A 20630-nucleotide genomic window follows, 5' to 3' on the forward strand; every position below is an offset into this window, starting at 1 on the left:
GCCGCTACTCCTTCGGCAGCAGCAGATAGAACTGGCCGTGATGGCGCAAGGCGCCGGCGCGCGCGCCCGCGGCGTCGCCGAGGCCGAAGTAAATGTCGGCGCGGCCCGGCCCGACAATGGCCGAGCCTGTGTCCTGCGCGATCACCACCCGCCGAAACGGTTTTAGCGACTCGTCCCGCCACGGCAAGTCCGCGTCGATGAAGAACGGCAGGCCATAGGCCCAGATGGTTTTGTCGACCGCGATGGAGCGCAGCGGGGTCAGGGGGACGCCGCTCGCGCCTTCCGGCTGGGCGGAGCCGGTGTCGATGCGCCCCTCGAAAAACACGAAGGAGCGATTTTGGCGCAGCAAATCGTCGCCTTCCTCGCCTTTTTGCAGGCCATGCGCCCGCAACCAGGCGATCAGGCGCGGCATGGTCATTTCCGCCGGCGTCGCAACGCCGCGCTGGACCAGAATGCGGGCGATGGCCGTATAGGGCTGGCCGTTGCGACCGGCGAAGGACAGGCGCAACACCCGCCCGTCGGGCAGACGCACCCGCGCCGACCCCTGCACCTGGGCCAGAAACAGGTCGGCCGTGTCGCGCAGAAAGACAAGTTTTTGAGCGCCACTCGCCTCCAGGGCGCCATCCTCGATCTCACCACGGTCGGGATAGGGTTCGAGCCCGCCGGCGCGGCGTCTCGCGGCGGTGAGGCCCTGTAATTGCGTGGTTGTGACCAGATCGGGCGGCCGGCCGTAAACCGGCGTGGCGAATGCGCGGGTTGGCGTCAGCGATCCCGGAATTTCCGGCTGGTAATAGCCGGTGAAGAACGAATCGGGCGCCGAATCGGGAACGACGCGAAAGGCAGCGAAATGGCGGGCGAAAAAATCCGGCCCCGCCCCCCCGTGTTGCGCCAGGGCGCAAACCTTTTTCCACGCGGAGAGCTTCAGCTCGGGCAGGTTGCGCGCCGCCGGGAGGCGCGCGCAGCTTTTCCGCCAGACCGCGAGCGCTTCGGCGGAGGGATCCAGACCGACATTCGCCGGTTCGAGCGAGAATCCGCGCCCCTCCGCTAAGCAAGGCGCGGAAAGCAGGCCCGCGATCAGCAGCAGCAGGGGCGCGCGCAAAAGACTCACTGACCCGGCGAGGTCGCCACCAGCGTCCAGTTGGGCGTCGTCGCATCGTGGGGCCGCGCAAAAGTCCAGACATCAACCACATTGGTCGGCGTGCTGGGATCGCCCTCGATGAGCGCGCCATCGGGCCCATGCGTCGCGGTGATGAACTGGCCGTCGAATCGCACGGCGATGACGGCGAGGTTTTTCTCCGCCCGCGCCTCGACGATTCGGGCGTCGTTCAGGCCAACCAGCGTGGTCTGCATGGTTTCGCCGCGCGCCCTGCGCTCGTCCAGCGCCGTCTTGAAGCCGGCGAGCACGTCCGGGCTGGTCAACGACTGCAAAGCCTCTTCATCGCCGCGCGAAAAAGCCTGGACGATCATCTCATAGGCGGAACGGGCGCCGGCCAGAAAGATTTTTGGGGAAAAATCGCGCTGGGCGCGGCTGATCTGTTCAAAACCGCGCCAGACCGGGCCGCCGCGCTCCGCGCACTCCGCCCATTCCAGCTCGGCCGGCGAAAGCTGCGCCGGCGGCGCGCCGGGGGCGACCTGCGGGCCGTTCTCGAATCTTTGTTCAAAACCTTCCCGCTCGCCCAGCACCGAACGCAACTTCCACAAGACAAAAGCGGCGAGAACGACGAAAATGATAGTTATGGAATCAACCTGCATGGCGTCCTCGTGACAGGCCGGCGTTGCACCGCGACGATCGTGCGGCCATATGAGGGATGGGTAGCATTGCAGGCGCCCGCCAGCAAGGCGGGGAGGCGTACGGCATTGCGCGAAGGAAAGGCTTGGGGATGTTCCGTTCCATTTTCGGACCGGCGCTAATAATTTGGGTGGCCGCGGAGCTCGCGACCTTTTACGCGGTCGCGCATGTCATCGGCCTCGGCGGCGCCTTGCTGGCCGGGGTTGCGACGACGCTGCTGGGCTTCGCCAATTTGCGCGAGAACGCGAGCGTGGCGCTGCAGCGGGTGCGCGCCGCGGTCACCGGCGGCCGGGCGCGCGAGGGCGCGATGGCCGAGGGCATGATCGGCAGTTTCGGCGCGATCCTGCTGATCCTTCCGGGCTTCCTGTCCGACATCGTGGGCCTCGTGCTCACCATCCCGTCCGTGCGCGACGATCTCGCCTCGAAGATGCGCTCGCACCAGCCCGGGTCGGGCCGAAAAGCGGATCTGACCGCGATCGATCTCAACCCGAGCGAGTGGCGCATCACCGATGCATCCTCGGAGCGCAGGCCGCGCTGACGCGGGGCCGAATCGCCGGCGCTGCGGGAAGGGCCGCCTTGTTTTCCGGCGGTGTTTCGTGCTAGGCGCGAACAAGGCGGATTGTCCCGCCGCCTTGCGTCCCGTCGCTTTTTTCGCGCGGCGGCCAGGGTCCTCACCGACGCATCGGGTCAGGCCCGAAACAGGAGTTTTTCATGACCGACACCACCGGCGGCCAGGCCCCCGCACTGAATTGCCTGGTGCAGTACTGCAAGGACCTTTCCTTCGAGAACCCGAATGCGCCGCGTTCGCTGGGGCCGCAGGAAAAGGCGCCGAACATCAACATCCAGGTGAACGTCAACGCCAAGCAGCTCGCCGAGCAAGACTTCGAGGTGGACATCCTGCTTGAAGGCTCCGCCGGCGAAGGCGCCGACGCCCTGTTCAAGTTCGAGCTGACCTATGCCGGCGTGTTCCGCCTGATCAACATTCCCGCCGAGCAGTCGCATCCCGTGGTGATGATCGAGTGCCCGCGCCTGCTCTTCCCGTTCGCGCGCCAGATCGTCGCCGACGCCGTGCGCAACGGCGGCTTCCCCCCGCTCTATCTCGACCCCATCGACTTCGCCACGCTCTACGCCCAGCGCATGCAGCAGGCGCAGGCCGCGGCTGGCGCCCCGAACTGAGCCGACCCGCTCCAATGAAAAACCCGCCTGTCACGGCGGGTTTTTTGTTGACCGGGACTTCGCCGCTCAGGGCGTCATGATCACCGGCGTGCCGACGCTGACGCGGCTGTAGAGATCGGACACGTCCTCGTTGAGCATGCGGATGCAGCCATAGGACGCGCGCGAGCCGATGGAGCCGCGCATTTTCGCCGACGTGCCGTGGATGGCGATTTCAGAGCGGTCGAGCGTCAGCGCGGCCACCCCCATCGGGTTTGACGGCGAGCCCCCGCGAATGAAATTCGGCAGGTTGGGGTGATCTTGTTTCACCACGGCGGGCGGCGTCCAGTCGGGGTGGTAATGCTTGCCCTGGATATGGGCGGAGCCGAGCCATTCCTTGCCTGGCTTGGCCACGGCCACGGGATACTGAATGGCGCGGGCGTCATCGAGCACATAATAGAGTTTGCGCTGGCTCATGCTGATGACCACGGTTCCCGGGCCATAACTGGTGCGGAAATTGACGAGGTTAGTGCTGGCCTCGGCGACCGACGGCGCGGCGGCGGAGGCGAGGAGCGAAAGAGCGGCGACGGCAAGCGGCAATGAACGCATGGTGAACTCCCAGACGGCGAACCAGAGCAGTTTCTGCGGGTTTTCCTGAAGATGCCGTCACCAAACGCGCCGCACTAGCGTTTCGGCGCCACAGTCCGCGAAAATTTCGGCACGCAGCCCTAAGAAAAAATGAGACAATTTGCTCTAATTTTTATCAGCGTCTTCAAAGCGAAGCGGCGCCGCGCCGGCGGGTTCGAAAAGAAAAAGAGCCTGCTCGGAGAGACGAGCAGGCCCCGGTTGAAATGCGATGTCAAAACGTCCGGGCTGCGCCCGCAGGCTTGGGGCCGGGATCGTCGGGCGGCGTCGCCAGAGGGAAGATGACCGGCTGCGGCGACGAACGGTGGGCGATGTCCGCCGCCTTCTGCTGCGCAGGCGGAACCGTCTCAGCAGCGGGCTCGGGTTCGGGCTGCAGTTCGGCCTTGGCCTCGATCTCAACCTTGGCGGGCGGTTCGATCGTGGCCGGCGGCGGCGCGCTCTCCAGAACAGCGGGCTTCCCGGCCGGCGGAGGCTCCTCCATCGGCCCAGAAAGTTCTTCCTTGGGCTCGGCCCAGACATAGGCGTCAAGCTTGCCGGTGACCGGGGAAATCGGCGACCATTGCCGCGACCAGTTGCCATCCGCGAACCACATGGCGTCGCGGGGCGCCCGCGTGGCGCGCGACAGCCATTCGCGCACCAGGCCCTGCGCGTCATTTTCTCGATCCTCGAGTTCCGCCATGATCACGCACATGCGCGCGGTCGGACGCTGCCCCGAGGCGACCAGAGGCGCCATCACCTGACGGGCCAGGGCGAAATCGCGGGCGCCGATTGCGGCGGCGGCGACGACCATGGCGCTTTCGGGCGCCTCGGGGGCGCAACGCGCCAGCGACTTGGCGCGGTTCAGGCGGTCGGCGGCCGAATCGCCGACGCGCACATCGAGATAGGCGCGGGCGATTTCCGGATGCGGGGCCTTCGCATAAACCCCTTCCAGCATCTTCGAGGCCGCGCGCATGTCGCCTTTTCGCGAGAGCAGGCGGCCGAGCAGGACGGCGGCGGGGACCAGGGTCGCCTCCTTGGCCAGCGCGGCGCGCAGCAGTTTTATGGCGCGCGCGGGATCCGTCGCCTCGACGTCCATCGCGATCGCCGTGTCCAGCACCGCCTTTTGGCGGCGCGCGGTCTCGGCGTCGACGATTCTGGCCTTGATGTTCTGAGCGATGCAGTCATGCGCCGCCGCCCATTCCTTGGCCGCGGTGTGGCGGTCGAACACAGCCTGTCCCGACCAGCACAGCGGGCGGGCGTTCTGCGCCTGGAGCGCGACGGCGTGCGCGGCGTCCTGGTCGCCCTGGCGCAGGCTTTCGGCGTGCAGCCCGCGCAGGCCCAGCAGCTTGGTGTCCGAAATCGCGGTCATCTCACGGAAAACGCGCGCCGCCCTGACGCGGTCGCCGGCCAGTTGCGCGGTCTGCGCCTCCAGCAGCAGGGTGAGCGGCTCGGCGGGCAAATGTTTCTTCGCGTCGGCGGCGGCCTTTTCCGCGCGCTGCAAGTCGCCGGCGTTCGCCGCGACAATGCCGCGCGAAAGCGCGTCCAGGCCCAGGGCGCGTTTGCGGGCGCGCTGGGACACCGCCACCACCGTGGGGACCTTGAGAGCGAAGCTGAGCGACTTCCAGAGCAGCAGCAGGATGATCGCCGCCACCAGAACGAACGCAAGTCCGACCATCGGCGACGTTTCAATGTGACGGCCAAACCACTCGAGAACGAGCGTTCCCTTCGTCTCATGCAGAATGTCGAGGCCCCATGCGGCGCCGGCGATCAAAGCGAGGTATATCAGCGTTTTGAACATGGAAGACGCCCAAAGTAACAGAGAACGGTCAATTGTTGGCTTTACCGACGTTTTTCAGCGCGACTTCGAACTCCGCCCTGGCCGCGCTCTCGGCGCCGAGGCGAACGTTCGCGGCGTTCAACCAATCGGCGGCGGCGGCGCGCGCCGGCTCGGGCAGTTGCGCCACCAGCGCCACAGCGCCGGCCAGATCGCCAGCGGCGAGAGACTTCTGCGCCTTGGCGACCAGGGACGACGCCGATTCCTCCGGTGAAGCCGCCGAGCCGATGGGGCGGACCTTCACAAGCTTCGTGGCGTGCGTCTGGACGTAGGAAAGCGCCTTTTCCCAAGGTTTTGCGTCGGCGGCGGGCTGTTGCGGCCCAGGCGCCGCCGCAGCGACGATCTTCTCCGATAGCGCGGCAAAATCCGAAGTGAGCTTCGCCGGGGACGGCGTCGCCAGGCCGGCGCGCATCTGCGCGATGCGGTCGGGATCTGCGCCCATCCGCTCGAGGCCCCCGATAAAAGCGGAGGCGTCGAGCCCCTGTGTCAGCGCGGTGAGCGCCGATTGGGCCAGCACAAGCCGCGCGGAAGGGTCGGCGCGCGTCTGGCCCGCGTCGAGAGCGGACAGCGCCCGCGCCTCGGTCTTGGGCGCCGAAAGTTTGGTCTCGGCGGCGCTGAGCCGCTGGCTCAGTTCGGCGACCTGCGCCTGGGTGTCGGCGAGTTGCGACCGCGTCTCGGTGAGGCGTTCGACCAGCGCGCGTTCGCGCATGCTGAGGCTGGCGTCCGCCGCCTCCGTGGCGGCGGGGGCGGGCTCCGCCGGCTTCGCGGGCTCGACGGCCGCGGGCGCCGCCGTCTCGGCGGGCGGCGGCGCGTCGTTGCGGGCGGCGGGCTCGGCTGCCGGTTCCGCGGCGGGAGTTTTGGTCTCGGCGGTGTCGGGCTTGCCCTCACCCGAGGAAGCGGCTTCGGACGCGGCGGCGGGCTTCTCCGCCTCTGCCGGGACGACCGCCGCGGGTTCGGACTTGGCGGGTTCGGACTTGGCTGGCTCCGCTTTGGCCGGCTCGGGCGCGGGAGCCGCGACAGGCGCGGGAGCGACGGCGATCTTGGCCGCTGACGGCTTGTCGGCGGGGCTGTCGACAGGCGGCGCGAAAAAGTCCGTCAAATGGTCCAGTGAGAGATAAACGCCGCCGCCGATCGCCGCGAGTCCGACGACAGCTGCGACGGGCGCAAGGAGGCCGCGCTTGCGTTTCTCGGGCGTTGCGGACGCGTTGGCGGCCGGGGCCTTGCCGGGAAAAGGCGGCGGGGCGTCGCTTTTCGGCTTGGGAATTGGCGCGGGCCTGACCAGGGGACGCGCGGCCGCTTCGCTTTTCGGCGCGGGAGCGGGCGTCGGGCGCGGCGCGGCCTCGGGTTTCGAATTCGGCTTGGCGGCTGTGGGCGCCGGCGGGGGCTTTGGCGTGGGCGTCGCGGCGACGGGCGCCGGCGCAGGCTTTTCTGCGGGCGGCGCGACCTCGGGTTTTGGCGCTGGCTGGGCGGCGGCAGGCTTCGGCCCGGGCTTTTCGGCGGACGGCGCGACCTCGGGTTTTGGCGCCGGCTTCGCGACCGCAGGCGCATCGGGCCCAGGCGGCGGCGCGACAGGTCCGCCGAACGGTTTGGCGCTCTTCCCCTCGGCCCCCAGCTGAGCGGCGACAGGTTTCGGCCCGGGCTTTTCGGCAGACGGCGTGACTTCAGGTTTCGGCGGCGGCTTCGCGACCACAGGCGCATCGGGTCCGGGCGGAGGCGCGACAGGTCCGCCGAGCGGATTGGCGCCCTTCCCCTCGGCCCCAGGTTGGGGCTTGAGCTCCGGCTGGGGCTTGAGCTCCGGCTGGGGCTTGGGCGCCACAGGCTCCGGCGCCGGCGGCGTCACGCCCTTAGCCTGTTGTTCCTCGCCCTGTCCGTTTTGCGCGTTCATTATGCAGTCCCCTGCCGTTTGCCGGCATTATAGCCGCCGCGCGCGTCGGGAAAACCCCAGTTTGCGCACACAAGCGTTTTATATGGATCACGCGTTGGCGGCGATCGCCTCGGCGATGGCGACGGTGCGCCGCGCCATGTCGGCGTGGAGCCGCTCCACCATCCTGCCATCGATCTGCAGCGCGCCCTTGGACTGGTTCTCGGGCAGATCGAAGGTTTCGATGATTTTCCGCGCCCACAAAACCTCGGTTTCGGCGGGGGCGAACACGTCGTTGCAAATGTCCACCTGCTTGGGATGGATCAAGGTCTTGCCGTCCATGCCGAGATCGCGGCCCTGCTCGCATTCCGCGCGGAAACCGGCCTCATCCGAAAAATCGTTAAAAACCCCGTCGACGATGTCGACGCCATGGGCGCGGGCCGCCGCGACGCAGATCGACAGATAGGCCAGCATGGACTGACGTCCCGGGGTGAGGCGCGCGCGGGTCTCCTTGGCGATGTCATTGGTGCCCATCACCAGAACGGCGAGGCGCGAGGCCGGATCGAGCGCGGTGCGCACAATGGAATCGGCGTTGAGGATCGCGGTCGGCGTCTCCATCATCGCCCAGAGTTTTGTACGCTCGGGCGCGCCGAGATCGCGAATCGCCTTGGCGGTGATGGTGATGTCGCCGGGCGTCGAAACCTTTGGCAGCAGAATGGCGTCGGGACCCGCGGCGGCGGCGGCGGCGAGATCCTCCTTGCCCCACGGCGTGTGGGTTCCGTTGATGCGAATGACGACCTCGCGACGGCCAAATCCGCCCGCCGTGACGGCGGCGGCGACCTGCTCGCGCGCCAAAATTTTCGCATCGGGGGCGACGGCGTCCTCCAGGTCGAGAATCAGGGCGTCGGCGGCCAGCGTCCTGGCCTTTTCCAGCGCGCGAGCGTTCGACCCGGGCATGTAGAGCACGCTGCGGCGAGGACGTAGGCTGGTCATCATTGCTCCCTGGCGGCGTCCCTGGCTTCGCAAAAGGCGAAAAAGACGCATAAAAAACAAAAGTCGCGCGGGCTGCGCATCCGCAACCCGCCGCGACGCCAATACTGGCGCGCGCACCTTAATCGTTCGGACGGCTTCACGCCATTGTCATTTTGACGTTGAAGCTTGCTTCTTTGGGGGCGCCGCGGCCGCTTGCTCCGCGGGACGCGTTGCGGCAAAAGGGGCGCGCCGCCAGCGGCCAGGACTGGCGGCGCGGAGACTGTCCATGTGCGTCGCGAGTTTTCCCAAACGGCTGACCGAAGGCTACGAAAACTTCCTCAGCGGGCGTTTCGGCCGGGAGCGCGAGCGTTTCGAGGAATTGGCGCAGCGCGGCCAGAACCCGGAAATCCTGCTCATCGGCTGCTGCGACTCGCGCGTGTCCCCGGAGCTGATTTTCGACGCGGGGCCCGGCGAAATGTTCGTGGTGCGCAATGTCGCCAATCTCGCGCCGCCCTACAAGCCCAACGACGACTACCACGGCACCTCCGCGGCCATCGAATATGCGGTGATGGGCCTGAAGGTGAAGCATGTCGTGGTGATGGGGCACGCGGCCTGCGGCGGCATCCGGGCGTTCACCGAAATGCAGGCGGACCCCTACATGCGGCCTCTGGCCCCCGGCGATTTCATCGGCCGCTGGATCAAGCTGCTGGCGCCGGCGGCGGAAACGCTGGGGCCGCCGAGCGAGCCGCTGCGCGACTGGTCGGAGCGGCTGAACCACGAGTCGATCAAGCAAAGCCTCGCGAACCTGCGCACCTTCCCCTACATCGCCACGCTGGAAGAACGGGGCTGGCTGCACCTGCACGGCGCCTATTTCGGCGTCGCCACGGGGGAATTGCAGATTCTGAATGAAGAAACCGGGCAGTTCTGCCAGGCCTCGGCGCAAGCCTATCGCGAAGCGTTTTCGGCGACGCCGAGGTTTTGATTACTTCAGCAGCGTCCTCGCCATCATCTGGAACGCCCGCGCCCGGTGCGAGAGGGCTTCCGACCCGTCTGGCGGGATTCCGTGCTTTTCCTCGGCGGACATTTCCCCAAAAGTGCGAGCGTGGCCGTCGGGCGTGAAGCACGGATCATAGCCGAACCCGGCCATTCCGCGCGGCGGAAAGGCCAGGTCGCCAAAAACCTTGCCTTCGAAAACAGCCTCTTCGCCGTCAGGCCAGACCACGGCCAGCGCCGAGACGAAATGGGCGCGGCGGGAAGGCGAACCGGAGGCCTGCGCTTCCGCTTCGATCCGCGCCATGGCGGCGCCAAAATTTTTGGCCTCGCCCGCCCAACGGGCGGAATAAATCCCCGGCGCGCCGTCGAGCGCATCGACGCACAGGCCGGAATCGTCGGCGAAGGCCGGCAGGTTGGCGGCCTTGGCGGCGGCGCGGGCTTTTATGAGCGCGTTGCTCACAAAATCCGAGCCGGTTTCCTCCGGCTCAGCCAAACCCAGTTCGCCCGCCGAAACCGCCTCCACGCCATAGGGTGCGAGCAATTCGCGCATTTCGCGCAATTTGCCCGCGTTATGGGTGGCGATGACGAGCTTGCCCGTCAGCCTGCGGCTCATGCCGTGATCGCCTGCTTCTGCAATTGCACCAACTCCGTCACGCCCTTTCGCGCAAGGCCAAGAAGCTTTGTCAGCTCTTCCTCGGAAAAAACCGCCCCCTCGGCGGTCGCCTGGACCTCGACGAGACCTCCCGTCCCGGTGATGACGAAATTGCCGTCGGTGTGGGCGACCGAATCCTCGTCGTAATCGAGGTCGAGCACCGGAACGCCCTGGTAAATGCCGCAGGACACCGCCGCGACATGATCCTTGATCGGCATATCCTTGATCATCGAGCGGTCGCGCATCCACTTCAAACAATCGTGAAGGGCGACCCAGGCGCCGGTGATCGAGGCGGTGCGGGTGCCGCCGTCCGCCTGGATCACGTCGCAGTCGAGCGTGATCTGGCGCTCGCCGAGAGCCTGCAAATTGGTGACGGCGCGCAGGGAGCGGCCGATCAGCCGCTGGATCTCCTGCGTCCGTCCCGAGGGCTTCGAAGTCTCGCGGCGCGTGCGGGTGTGGGTGGCGCGCGGCAGCATGGCGTATTCGGCGGTGATCCAGCCTTTGCCTTGGCCGCGCAGCCATTGCGGCGGCTTGTCCTCCAGCGAGGCTGTGCACAGCACATGGGTGCCACCGAATTTCACCAGGCACGAGCCTTCGGCGTAGCGCGCGACATTGCGCTCGATGGAGACGGGGCGCATGGAGTCGGGCGCGCGTTTGGACGGACGCATTGTTCTTCCCTGGAAACGAGTTCGGTCGCGACCTGATAACAAGCCTTTCGGCAAACCGCAAAACTTTCGGGCCGATCAGGCGGCTACGTAAAGGATGCACGCAAAGGATGCATTGCGCGCGGCCGAGGACGGGATTAGCTTGGTTTTGGTGTTGACGTTTTTTTCCACAGTCAGTTGACGCAGGAGGCAGCAATGATCACGCGGTCCCGTGGATACTTTACCAGCGCTTTGGCGATGGCGGCGGCGTTCGGCTTCGTGCTCGCCACCAGCGCCCCGGCTGACGCGCGACCCGGCTACAGGGGCGGCGGCGGCGGCGGAGGCGGCGGCGTCTATCGCGGCGGCGGCGGCGGCTATCGCGGTGGTGGCGCCGTTTATCGCGGCGGCGCCGTTCGTGGCGGCGGCTACGCCTATCGCGGCGGCGGCTACCGTGGCGGCGGCTGGGGCGGATACGGCTGGGGCGCGCCCGTCGGGGCTGCGATCGGACTGGGCGTTCTCGGCGCCGCGGCCGCGGCGGCGGCCGCGTCATCCGGCGGGTATTGCCGCGTTCCCGTCTATGACAGCTGGGGCAATGTGGTCGGCTATCGCAACGCCTACTGCAACTGAGCCGGCATGGAAGGCAATCGGGGCGAAGCGAATTTTTGCGCTTCGCCCTTCCTTTCCCTTGATCGCCCTGCTATCTGCGGCGCATGAGCGCCCATCCCATCGAAAATGTCCGCAACTTCTCCATCGTCGCCCATATCGACCATGGCAAGTCCACCCTCGCCGACCGGCTGATCCAGCAGACCGGCACCGTGGCGGCGCGCGACATGAGCGAGCAAATGCTCGATTCCATGGACATCGAGCGCGAGCGCGGCATCACGATCAAGGCGCAGACCGTGCGCCTCGAATACAAGGCGCAGGACGGCAAGACCTATATTCTCAACCTGATGGACACGCCCGGGCACGTCGACTTCGCCTATGAAGTGTCGCGGTCGCTGGCCGCCTGCGAGGGCTCGCTGCTGGTGGTGGACGCCTCCCAGGGGGTTGAGGCCCAAACCCTCGCCAACGTCTATCACGCGCTCGACGCCGGCCACGAAATCGTGCCGGTGCTCAACAAGATCGACCTGCCCGCCGCCGAGCCCGACCGCATCAAGGCGCAGATCGAGGAGGTGATCGGCCTCGACGCCTCCGAAGCCGTGCCGATTTCGGCCAAGACCGGCATCAACATCGATCTGGTGCTGGAAGCCATCGTCAAGCGCCTGCCCCCGCCCAAAGGCGACGAGACCGCGCCGCTGAAGGCGCTCCTGGTTGATTCCTGGTACGACGCCTATCTCGGCGTGGTCGTGCTGGTGCGGATTTTCGATGGCGCGCTGAAAAAGGGCCAGAAAATCCAGATGCTCGCCACCGGCGCCCACTATGAAGTGGACCGCATAGGCGTGTTTCGCCCGAAAATGCAGGATGTGGAAAAACTCGGCCCCGGCGAGGTCGGTTTTATCACCGCGCAGATCAAGCAGGTGGCCGACACCCGCGTCGGCGACACCATTACCGACGAAAGAAAACCCTGCGCGGAAGCCATGCCCGGCTTCAAGCCGGCGCAGCCCGTGGTGTTCTGCGGCCTGTTCCCGGTGGACGCCGCCGATTTCGAGGATTTGCGCGCCGCCATGGGGCGGTTGCGGCTCAACGACGCCAGCTTCTCCTATGAAATGGAATCCTCCGCCGCGCTGGGCTTCGGCTTCCGCTGCGGTTTTCTCGGCCTGCTGCACCTGGAAATCATCCAGGAGCGGCTGGAGCGCGAGTTCAATCTCGACCTGATCGCCACCGCGCCCTCGGTCATCTACAAAATCCACATGAACAATGGCGATGTGATCGAGCTGCACAATCCCGCCGACATGCCCGATGTGGTCAAAATCGCGGAGATACAGGAACCCTGGATCAAGGCCACGATTTTGACGCCAGACGACTATCTCGGCTCCGTCCTAAAACTGTGCCAGGACCGGCGCGGCGTGCAGGTGGATTTGAACTACGTCGGCAAGCGCGCCATGGTGGTCTATGAACTGCCGCTCAATGAAGTGGTGTTCGATTTTTATGATCGCTTGAAGTCGATCTCCAAGGGCTACGCCTCGTTCGACTATGCGCTGACCGATTACCGCGCCGGCGATCTCGTCAAAATGTCGCTCCTGGTCAACGCCGAGCCGGTGGACGCCTTGTCCATGCTGGTGCATCGCACCCGCGCCGAATCGCGCGGGCGCGCCATGTGCGAAAAACTGCGCGAGCTGATCCCGCAGCACATGTTCCAGATTCCGATCCAGGCCGCCATTGGCGCGAAGATCATCGCCCGCGAAACCATCCGCGCCCTGCGAAAAGACGTGACCGCCAAGTGCTACGGCGGCGACGTCAGCCGCAAACGAAAACTGCTGGACAAGCAGAAGGAAGGCAAGAAGCGGATGCGCCAGTTCGGCAAGGTGGACATTCCGCAGGAAGCGTTCATCGCCGCGCTGAAAATGGACAGCTGAGATCAAGCCTCCTAAGCAAACATTCGTTGGTCGCCCAACGAATGTTTGCTTAGGTTCCTTTGTTTTCGCAGGATTTTCGTCCGAAAACCGGTGGCCACTTTTCGGAAATCCTGCTTAGATTGGGGCGCTTCGCAGGAGGCACCCCATGCGATTTCTTCCCCTGGCTTCGCTGATCTGCCTTTGGCCCGCCGCCGCCGGCGCCATTGACGACCGAGAATTCAAATCTCTCACGCCGATCCTAGCGCCGAAGCCGGGCGCGAAAATCTGTTTCGCGCGTCATTACGACCCTGACCATCTGCGCGCACATCCGCGCCAGAAGGTGACGGATTTGACACTGCTTTTGCGTGTGCGCGGCTATGACAAAACTGGTGAGACGGCCACGGCCGACGCCGAGCGCATCGCCTATGAATTCGCTCTGTCCGCCCGACGCCGCGCCGACAGAAAGGCTCTGACCGCAACCGGAGATTGCGCGGGCGCCGAAAAGGCCCGCTGCGCGGTTGAATGCGATGGCGGCGGCTTCGATCTCGCAAAATCAGGAGAGGGCGTCGCACTGAAATTGTCGGGCGAAGGCGTGGGCCTGGAGAACGATTGCGATACGTCTCGCGGCGTATTCATAGCCCCGGGCGCTGACGACAGAGTTTTTCAGCTTGAGCCGGCGCCGGACGCCGCCTGCGCGCCACTGGAGAAAAAAGTACTGGGCCGCTGAGCCTCCATCTCGCGCGTTCTAAGGCAACAACTTGACCAGTTCGTCGGCCTGCTTGCCCAAGGCGGCGAGATCGTCCGGCTTCAATGCCTTGGCGAAACATTGCCGCCAGGCCTCCTCGCCCTCGGCTTCGGCCTTTTGCGCCGCCTCCAACTGGGACTCGTCTTTCTCTTTGGACGCCTGATAGGCCTTTTGCGCCTTTTTCGCCTTCTGCTCGAACGTCTTCCACAAAGCCTGGCAGGCGGTCGAGGGTTTTGGCGCCTTCGCCGGCTGCGCCTGGATGACATAGAGCAGGTCGCCGCGCAGAACGCTCACCACCAGCGCATTGGGGGCGGTGGGCCCGACATCCTGCGCAAACGCGCCGAGCAGCGCCACCGCGCTCGGGTCAGCGCTCGTCGGAATCGGCGCGTGGAGCGAGAAGGCGGCGTCGCCGCCGATCGCCAGGGAATAGAAATTCACCGCCTTGAGCGCATCCGGGAGGGTTGACGGCAGGTTGAGGTTCTGGCTCTCCGGGTCGGCCCGCACGGCGGCCAGCCAGGCGTTCGCCACGCCCTGCGTGGTGACGGCGATGCTCGGGTCCTTTTCCGCTTTGGCGTAGACCACGGCGTCGAGCGCGTCGCCGCCGGGCGAATCGGGCGCCAGGCTCTCCGGCGAGAGTTCGCTCCGCTCGTAGCCCTGAGGTTTTGGACCGACGAGCGCGGACAATTGCTTGAGCAGCTCCGCACGTTCGGACTCCTCCAGTTTTTGGACCACCTCCTCTTTCGTGTTGGCGTCGACCGCCGCCTTGACCTTGGCGACCGCCGCCTGCCGGGCCGCGAAATAGGCGTCTTCCGCCGGCGTGGCCGCGCACAGGGACGCACAGGACAAAAGCGCGACCGCCGCCGCGAGCCAAATCCTCAACATGACGCGCTCCTTCCCGCCAAAAGGCGAAGCCCTGGGGCCAGCCTACGCCCGGCAGCGTCTCAACTCAACGACTCCAACTTGCGCGCCGTCCCGCGGGAACCGATTCGCACACCGAATATTTGCTCCCAGTCATCGGCGCGGAGACCTTGCGGGCGGCATGATACGGTTTCCGCAAGATCGCTTCGCGATCCGCGAAAACGAAATCGCGCGGAAATCCTTCAGGCGAAGGGCGGATTTCCGCGCGAGCGGAATACGATTTCCGAATTGATCCTTCGGAAATCGTATGAGAACGTTTTCGAGCGAAATAGATGCCGGTTCGCGTGAATAAAACGCGTCAAAACAAGACTCTAGAGCTTTTTCATGGCTCCATGAAACGTGAAAAAGCTCTAGTCCTGCGCGCTGATGACGCTGGCAAAACGCTTGCGGCACAGCGCCAGCGTGGCGACGCCGAGCGCGGCCATGACCAGCATCTGCGGCCACACCAGTTCGATTCCAGCGCCGCGATAAAGCACGGCTTGCGCGAAGGCGACGAAATGGGTGTTCGGCGTGAATTTCATCACGAATTGCAGCCAAGCCGGCATGGTTTCAAGCGGCGTGGTGCTGCCCGACAATAAGTACAAAGTGATGATCACCGGCAGCGCCAGCAGGCCGAACTGCGGCATGGTGCGCGCGAAAGTGGCGAGCAGCAGGCCCAGCGCCGTCACCGAAATCATGAACAGGATGGCGCCCGCGACGAACAGCGGCACGGATCCCTGGATGGGAATGCCCAGGCCCCAATGCACGACGAACAACAATGACAGCAGCGAGGCGCCGACGATCACCGCGCCATTGGCAAAAATCTTCGCCAGCATGATTTCAAGCGGCGTCACCGGCATCACCAGCAGATGCTCGATGGTGCCGTGCTCGCGCTCGCGGATCAACGCGGAGCCCGTCAGAATGATCGAGAGGATGGCGATATTGTTGATCACCTCCATCACCGCGGTGAACCACATGGAATTCAAATTCGGATTGAATTTCGAGCGCACGACGAGATCGACCGGCGCCGCGCCGGCGTGGTCGGATCGAGCGAGGAAGGACGCCGCTTCCCGCGCGATGATCTGCTGGATGTACACAGCGCCGTTTCCCGCCAGAGCCATGGCCGTGGCGTCGACATTGATCTGGATCGACGGTCTTTTGCCCGCCAGCGCCTCGGACTCGAATTTCGGCGGGATCTCCACGACAAAGACATAGCGGCCGCTGTCCATGCCCGGATCGATCTGGGCGGGCGTGATCACATCCGCCGTCTTGAACAAGGGCGGCAGCAGGGCGGAAACGATGCGGCGCGACAGGTCCGAACGGTCCTCGTCAACCACGGCGACCTGCGCGGATTCGACCTCGAATTTCAGGCCCGTGGCCACCTGCACCACAGCGACGGTGAAGACGTAGAAAATGACGGCGAGCAGGACCGGATCGGCCAAAAGGCTGCGCAATTCCTTGACGCTCAAACGAAAAATGCGCCGCAGCCCGGAAAGCATTCAAACCTCCTGCTTGCGCAGGGCCGCCAGCGCGCAAAGCTGGTAAACCAGCCCGAAGGCGAGGAGCACGGCGAGATTGGGCGCGAGACGCCAGAAATCGAGGCCTTTGGTGAAGGCGCCGATGCTGATTTCCTGGAACCAGCCACAGGGAAAGACAAGGCCAGCGAGCCGCCCGCTCTCCGACAGCGAAGCGACGGGAACGAGCAGTCCGGAGAAGTTGACGGCGGGAATGATCGAGACAATGGCTGTGAGAAACAGCGCCGCAACTTGCGTGCGCAAAAAGGTCGAAAACAGCAGGCCCAACGATGTCGTTGCGTAAATATAAAGCGCCGCGCCGAGAATCAGGGCGAGCGCGGAGCCGCGCACCGGCAGGCCAAACAGCAGAATGGCCGTCGCCAGCAGCACGCCGAAACTGACAAAGGACAAGGCGACATAGGGCGCCTGCTTGCCCAGCAGGAATTCCGTCCGCGTCACCGGCGTCGAGCGAAAATTGGCGATGGAGCCCACCTCCTTTTCCCGCACCACGCCGAGCGCCGTCAGCATAGAGGGAACCAGCATCAGGATCAGCATGAGCACGCCGGGAATGATCGAATAGACGCTCTTGAACGCCTGATTGTAGCGGAAGCGCGTCTCGATATTGATCGGCGAGGCCGCGACCGTCAGGCCGCGCCGGCGCTGCTGCTCGGCGAGCCAGGTCTGCGAAATGCCGGTGACATAGGAGCGAATGGTGTCGGCGCGAAACGGCATGGCGCCGTCGATCCACACCGCCGCCTGCGGGCTTTTCCCGGAGACGAGATCGCGGCCAAAACCGGCGGGAATTTCCAGCGCCAGCTTGAGCTCGCCGTTCGCCAGGCGGCGGTCGATTTCGCTGGCGGAGGTGATGTCGGGTTTTTGGCTGAAATAGCGGGAGCCCGAGAAATTTTCGAGCAGCTCGCGGCTTTCCAGCGAATTGTCCTGGTCGTAAACGGCGTAGGCGAGGTTCTCGACGTCGAAGGAAATGCCGTAGCCGAAGGTGAGCAGCAGGGTGAGCGGGCCGACGAAGGCGAAGACCAGCCTGAGACGATCGCGGAGAATTTCCATGCTCTCGCGGCGCGCATAGGCCCAGAGACGCGCGGGATCGAAGCGGCGAATTTTTTCGCCGCTCGCGCGCGCCGCGACAAAACCCAGCTCCTTCGGTTCGGCGAAATCGGCGGCCCCTTCGAGATAGCTGATAAACGTCTGCTCGAGATCAGGCTTGCCGCGCGCCTCCACCAGCGCGGCGGGCGCGCCGACCGCCAAGACCTTGCCCGCGTGCATGAGCGAAATGCGGTCGCAGCGCTCCGCCTCGTTCATGAAATGGGTGGAGATGAAAATGGTCACGCCGTCTTCGCGCGAAAGGCCGATCAGCAGACGCCAGAACGAATCCCGCGCCACCGGATCGACGCCGGAGGTCGGCTCGTCGAGGATCAGGACCTCGGGCTTGTGCAGCACCGCGACCGCGAGTTGCAGGCGCTGGCGCATGCCCAGCGGCAGACTTTCCGGCTTTTGGTCGGCAACTCCCTCCAGATCGAACCGCTCCAGCATCTCCTTCACCCGCGAGGAGGCGCCGGGCTCCGGCAATTCGAACAATTGGGCGTGCAGCACCATGTTTTGCCGCACCGTGAGTTCGGAATAGAGCGAAAAATTCTGCGACATGTAACCGACGCGCCGGCGGGTCGCCGTATCGCCCGCATCCAGCTTTTGCCCGAACAGAAGCGCCTCGCCTTCGGTCGGCGCCAGCAGGCCCGTGAGCATTTTCATCGTCGTGGACTTGCCGCAGCCGTTGGAGCCGAGGAAGCCGAAAATCTCGCCGCGCCTTATGCGAAAGTTGACGTGATCCACGGCGGTAAAATCGCCGAAGCGACAGGTCAGGTTTTCCGCCTCGATGGCGAACCCCTCGCCTTCCTTCAGCGGCGGCAGGACGACGGCGCGATGGTCGACCCGCGCTTCCGGCGGCAGCAGCGCGATGAAGGCGGCGTCCAGTGTTTTCTCGCCGGTCAGCGCGCGCAGTTCGGCAGGCGCGCCGGCGCCGATGACCTTTCCGCCGTTCAGCGCGGCGAGCCAGTCGAAGCGCTCGGCCTCCTCCATATAGGCCGTTGCGACCGCCACGCTCATGCCGGGCCGCCGCGCGCGGATGCGATCGATCAAATCCCAAAACTGCCGACGCGACAGCGGGTCCACCCCCGTGGTCGGCTCGTCGAGGATCAACAGGTCGGGATCGTGGATCAGCGCGCAGCACAGCGAAAGCTTCTGCTTCATGCCGCCGGACAATTTGCCGGCGGGACGGTCGGGGAACGGATCGAGGCCGGTGGACGCCAGCAAGTCCGCGATTCGCGCCTCGCGCTCCGCCCTGCCCTGCCCGAACAGCCGGCCGAAGAAGTCCAGATTTTCGAACACCGACAGCGTCGGATAGAGATTCTTGCCGAGCCCCTGCGGCATATAGGCGATGCGCGCGGCGCAAGCGGCGCGGTGGCGCGCGTCCGCCATGTCGCCGCCGAGCGCCGTCACGCTTCCGCTCTGGATGCGCCGCACCCCGGCCACCAGCGCCAGCAGGGTCGATTTGCCCACCCCGTCCGGGCCGATCAGCCCGATCATTTTCCCGGCGGGAAGTTTTATCGAGACCCCGTCGAGCGCCCGCGTCCGCCCATAGACATGGGTGACGTTTTCGAGGGCGGCCACATCGGTCATTGTGGCAGCTTGACCTTGAGCGCGTCAGGCCAGTCCTTGTTGCGGTCGATGCGCAGATAGGCCATGCCGCGCACGCCCGTCTTCACCTCCTGCTCGTATTTGCGCAGCAGGTCGGGCGGCAGCGTCAGTTTGACGCGAAACATCAGCTTTTCCCGCTCCTCCAGCGTCTCCACCACCTTGGGCGTGAATTGCGCCTCACTGGCGATGAAGGAGACTTTCGCGGGAATGACATATTGCGGGATGGCGTCGATGATCAGCCGCGCGTCATCGTCATAGGCGAGCAGGGTGGCCACATGCGCGGGGACGAACACGGTCATGTAGACGTCGGTGAGGTCGATCAGGGTGAGCACCCGCGATCCCGCCCCCAAGACTTCGCCGGCCTGCGCCAGCCGATATTGAATGCGGCCGCGCCGCGGCGCTTTGAGCGCGCTGTCGTCGAGCAGAGTGTTGATGCGCGTGATTTCCGCGCGCGCCGCGTCTATGGCGGCGACGGAATCGTTCAGGCTGGCCTTTCCGGCGTTGAGCGCGGCGAAGGCGACGTTTCGAATGGACTGACGCTGGTCGCGCAGGGCGGCGGTCGCAAACCCTTTGTCGAACAAGGCTTCCGCGCGAGCACATTCCTGTTCCGCCAGTTTGAGTTCGCTCTCGCGTTGGGCGATGACGGCCTCGGCCAGCGCGCGGGCCTGCTGGGCGCGGCGCTCCAAAGCTTCCGCCGCGCTCAATTGCGCGCGAACGTCGGCGACGTCCATGCGCGCGAGCACCTGGCCCTGATCGACCGCCTCGCCTTCCTTGACCAGCACCTCGGCGATACGGCCGGGCAATTTGGTGGCGATTTCCACCTGCTCCGACTCCAGCCGGCCATTGGCCGAGGCAAAACCGCCCGGCAGCGCTTTCGGGTGGAACTTTTCGATCAGCGCGTCGAGCTTTTCGTTCGCCGTGGCGGCGGGCGGAAAAATTGCGAGCGCGGCCACCAGGGCGACAGCCATTTGCCGTGAAAGCCCGCTCATCCCGTGGCGCATAGCCAGAACTCCCGTGCATCGAAGCTTAATCCATGATAGGCGGCGGCCACTTTGAACACAAGTGTTCAAATGCTATAAGGCTGTTCTTCGCCGGGGCATGTCGATGACCACAGCCGCCCAGAGCCAGATTCTCCGCGCCGCCCTCAAACTGTTCGGCGAGCGCGGCGCCACGCAGGTCAATGTCAAGGAGCTCGCCGAGGCCGCAGGCGTCGCGCGCGGAACGATCTACAACAATCTCGACGACCTCGCGGGCCTGTTCGACGCCGTCGCGGTGCAACTCGCCGCGCAGATGAGCGCGCAGGTGGAGCAAGCCATCGCGGGCCTGGACGAACCGGCGCAGCGCCTCGCTACGGGCATAAGGCTGCATGTTCTCTACGCGGCGCGCGACCCCGCCGTCGGACGGTTCATCCTCCGTTTCGGCTTCAGCGCCGCGGCCTTGCGCGAAATCTGGACCGGACAGGCCCTGGCCGACCTGCGCGACGGCCGCGCGCGCGGTTTCTACGATTTTCCCGAGGCGCAATTGGACGCGGTCGTGAATTTCATTTCGGGCGCGACCATCGGCGTCATCGCCTCGACGCTGGAGCGCCCGGAGCGCGCGGCCGAGGCCGGCATGGAGGCGGCCGAGCGGATTCTGATCGCCCTTGGCCTCACGCGTGCGGAGGCGAGGCGACGCGCCCGCGCGGCGACGCCGGAGTGACGCCCGCCCGGGTTCGGTCTATGCTGCCAGACGCTCACCAGAGGAGGCCGA

19 protein-coding genes are annotated in these 20630 nt (G+C 65.6%); 7 read left to right on the forward strand and 12 right to left on the reverse strand.

What is annotated here, in order from left to right:
• Nucleotides 1-4: 4 nt before the first annotated feature.
• Nucleotides 5-1108 carry a murein transglycosylase A gene (mltA, locus tag GJ654_RS10970; RefSeq protein ID WP_155446197.1) on the reverse strand — a complete coding sequence of 368 codons (1104 nt, stop codon included), beginning with the start codon at nt 1106-1108 and terminating at the stop codon, nt 5-7.
• A complete protein-coding gene (locus GJ654_RS10975) occupies nt 1105-1752 on the reverse strand; it encodes a Tim44/TimA family putative adaptor protein (protein ID WP_155446198.1) in 648 nt (215 codons plus the stop codon). Before GJ654_RS10975 ends, mltA begins: the two co-directional genes overlap by 4 nt.
• 128 nt (nt 1753-1880) lie before the next feature.
• On the opposite strand from GJ654_RS10975, the gene GJ654_RS10980 reads away from it, so the two are divergent.
• Both GJ654_RS10980 and secB read left to right on the forward strand, forming a co-directional pair.
• Nucleotides 1881-2327, forward strand: coding sequence for an FxsA family protein (locus tag GJ654_RS10980; RefSeq protein ID WP_246664696.1), 447 nt, complete (start codon nt 1881-1883; stop codon nt 2325-2327).
• 173 nt (nt 2328-2500) lie between these two features.
• A complete protein-coding gene (gene secB, locus GJ654_RS10985) occupies nt 2501-2965 on the forward strand; it encodes a protein-export chaperone SecB (RefSeq protein ID WP_155446200.1) in 465 nt (154 codons plus the stop codon).
• 66 nt (nt 2966-3031) lie between these two features.
• Here secB and GJ654_RS10990 read toward each other — a convergent pair whose 3' ends face one another.
• The 4 genes from GJ654_RS10990 to GJ654_RS11005 form a co-directional block, all read right to left on the reverse strand.
• Nucleotides 3032-3550: a L,D-transpeptidase gene (locus tag GJ654_RS10990; RefSeq protein ID WP_155446201.1), complete on the reverse strand. Its 519-nt coding sequence runs from the start codon at nt 3548-3550 to the stop codon at nt 3032-3034.
• A 250-nt stretch (nt 3551-3800) separates the two neighbouring features.
• Nucleotides 3801-5363: a heme biosynthesis protein HemY gene (locus GJ654_RS10995; protein WP_155446202.1), complete on the reverse strand. Its 1563-nt coding sequence runs from the start codon at nt 5361-5363 to the stop codon at nt 3801-3803.
• Nucleotides 5364-5391: 28 nt separating this feature from the next.
• Nucleotides 5392-7284, reverse strand: coding sequence for a COG4223 family protein (locus tag GJ654_RS11000; protein WP_155446203.1), 1893 nt, complete (start codon nt 7282-7284; stop codon nt 5392-5394).
• An 87-nt stretch (nt 7285-7371) separates the two neighbouring features.
• Entirely contained in the window at nt 7372-8256 is an 885-nt protein-coding gene (locus GJ654_RS11005; RefSeq protein ID WP_155446204.1) for an HpcH/HpaI aldolase/citrate lyase family protein, read from the reverse strand.
• A gap of 262 nt (nt 8257-8518) precedes the next feature.
• Between GJ654_RS11005 and GJ654_RS11010 the strand changes: the two genes are divergently transcribed.
• A complete protein-coding gene (locus GJ654_RS11010) occupies nt 8519-9214 on the forward strand; it encodes a carbonic anhydrase (RefSeq protein WP_155446205.1) in 696 nt (231 codons plus the stop codon).
• Here GJ654_RS11010 and rdgB read toward each other — a convergent pair whose 3' ends face one another.
• Together rdgB and rph are read right to left on the reverse strand one after the other, a co-directional pair.
• Nucleotides 9215-9838 carry an RdgB/HAM1 family non-canonical purine NTP pyrophosphatase gene (gene rdgB, locus GJ654_RS11015; RefSeq protein WP_155446206.1) on the reverse strand — a complete coding sequence of 208 codons (624 nt, stop codon included), beginning with the start codon at nt 9836-9838 and terminating at the stop codon, nt 9215-9217. It lies immediately after the preceding gene.
• Nucleotides 9835-10545 (reverse strand): ribonuclease PH, encoded by a 711-nt coding sequence (gene rph, locus GJ654_RS11020; protein ID WP_155446207.1) that lies wholly within the window; start codon nt 10543-10545, stop codon nt 9835-9837. The genes rdgB and rph overlap by 4 nt, the downstream gene beginning before the upstream one ends.
• A gap of 192 nt (nt 10546-10737) precedes the next feature.
• Here rph and GJ654_RS11025 point away from each other — a divergent pair, with 192 nt between their 5' ends.
• From GJ654_RS11025 to GJ654_RS11035, 3 genes are all read left to right on the forward strand, one after another.
• The gene (locus GJ654_RS11025) at nt 10738-11148 is read left to right on the forward strand and encodes a hypothetical protein (RefSeq protein WP_155446208.1); all 411 of its coding nucleotides are present in this window, start codon (nt 10738-10740) and stop codon (nt 11146-11148) included.
• A gap of 83 nt (nt 11149-11231) precedes the next feature.
• Nucleotides 11232-13037, forward strand: coding sequence for a translation elongation factor 4 (gene lepA, locus GJ654_RS11030; RefSeq protein ID WP_155446209.1), 1806 nt, complete (start codon nt 11232-11234; stop codon nt 13035-13037).
• Nucleotides 13038-13182: 145 nt separating this feature from the next.
• The gene (locus GJ654_RS11035) at nt 13183-13743 is read left to right on the forward strand and encodes a hypothetical protein (RefSeq protein WP_155446210.1); all 561 of its coding nucleotides are present in this window, start codon (nt 13183-13185) and stop codon (nt 13741-13743) included.
• Between the two features lie 18 nt (nt 13744-13761).
• Here the strand turns inward: GJ654_RS11035 and GJ654_RS11040 are convergent, their stop codons facing one another.
• From GJ654_RS11040 to GJ654_RS11055, 4 genes are all read right to left on the reverse strand, one after another.
• The gene (locus GJ654_RS11040; protein WP_155446211.1) at nt 13762-14643 is read right to left on the reverse strand and encodes a hypothetical protein; all 882 of its coding nucleotides are present in this window, start codon (nt 14641-14643) and stop codon (nt 13762-13764) included.
• A 386-nt stretch (nt 14644-15029) separates the two neighbouring features.
• Complete coding sequence (locus tag GJ654_RS11045; protein WP_155446212.1) at nt 15030-16157, reverse strand: ABC transporter permease; 1128 nt, start codon at nt 16155-16157, stop codon at nt 15030-15032.
• On the reverse strand, nt 16158-18863 hold the full coding sequence (gene rbbA / locus GJ654_RS11050) for a ribosome-associated ATPase/putative transporter RbbA (RefSeq protein ID WP_155446213.1): 2706 nt from the start codon (nt 18861-18863) through the stop codon (nt 16158-16160).
• Nucleotides 18860-19870 carry an HlyD family secretion protein gene (locus GJ654_RS11055; RefSeq protein ID WP_246664697.1) on the reverse strand — a complete coding sequence of 337 codons (1011 nt, stop codon included), beginning with the start codon at nt 19868-19870 and terminating at the stop codon, nt 18860-18862. Before GJ654_RS11055 ends, rbbA begins: the two co-directional genes overlap by 4 nt.
• Before the next feature lie 115 nt (nt 19871-19985).
• Here GJ654_RS11055 and GJ654_RS11060 point away from each other — a divergent pair, with 115 nt between their 5' ends.
• Nucleotides 19986-20579 (forward strand): TetR/AcrR family transcriptional regulator, encoded by a 594-nt coding sequence (locus GJ654_RS11060; protein WP_196305514.1) that lies wholly within the window; start codon nt 19986-19988, stop codon nt 20577-20579.
• Nucleotides 20580-20630: the final 51 nt, after the last annotated feature.

Origin of the sequence: Rhodoblastus acidophilus (assembly GCF_009720655.1) — a bacterium.
GTDB classification, from domain to species: domain Bacteria; phylum Pseudomonadota; class Alphaproteobacteria; order Rhizobiales; family Beijerinckiaceae; genus Rhodoblastus; species Rhodoblastus acidophilus_A.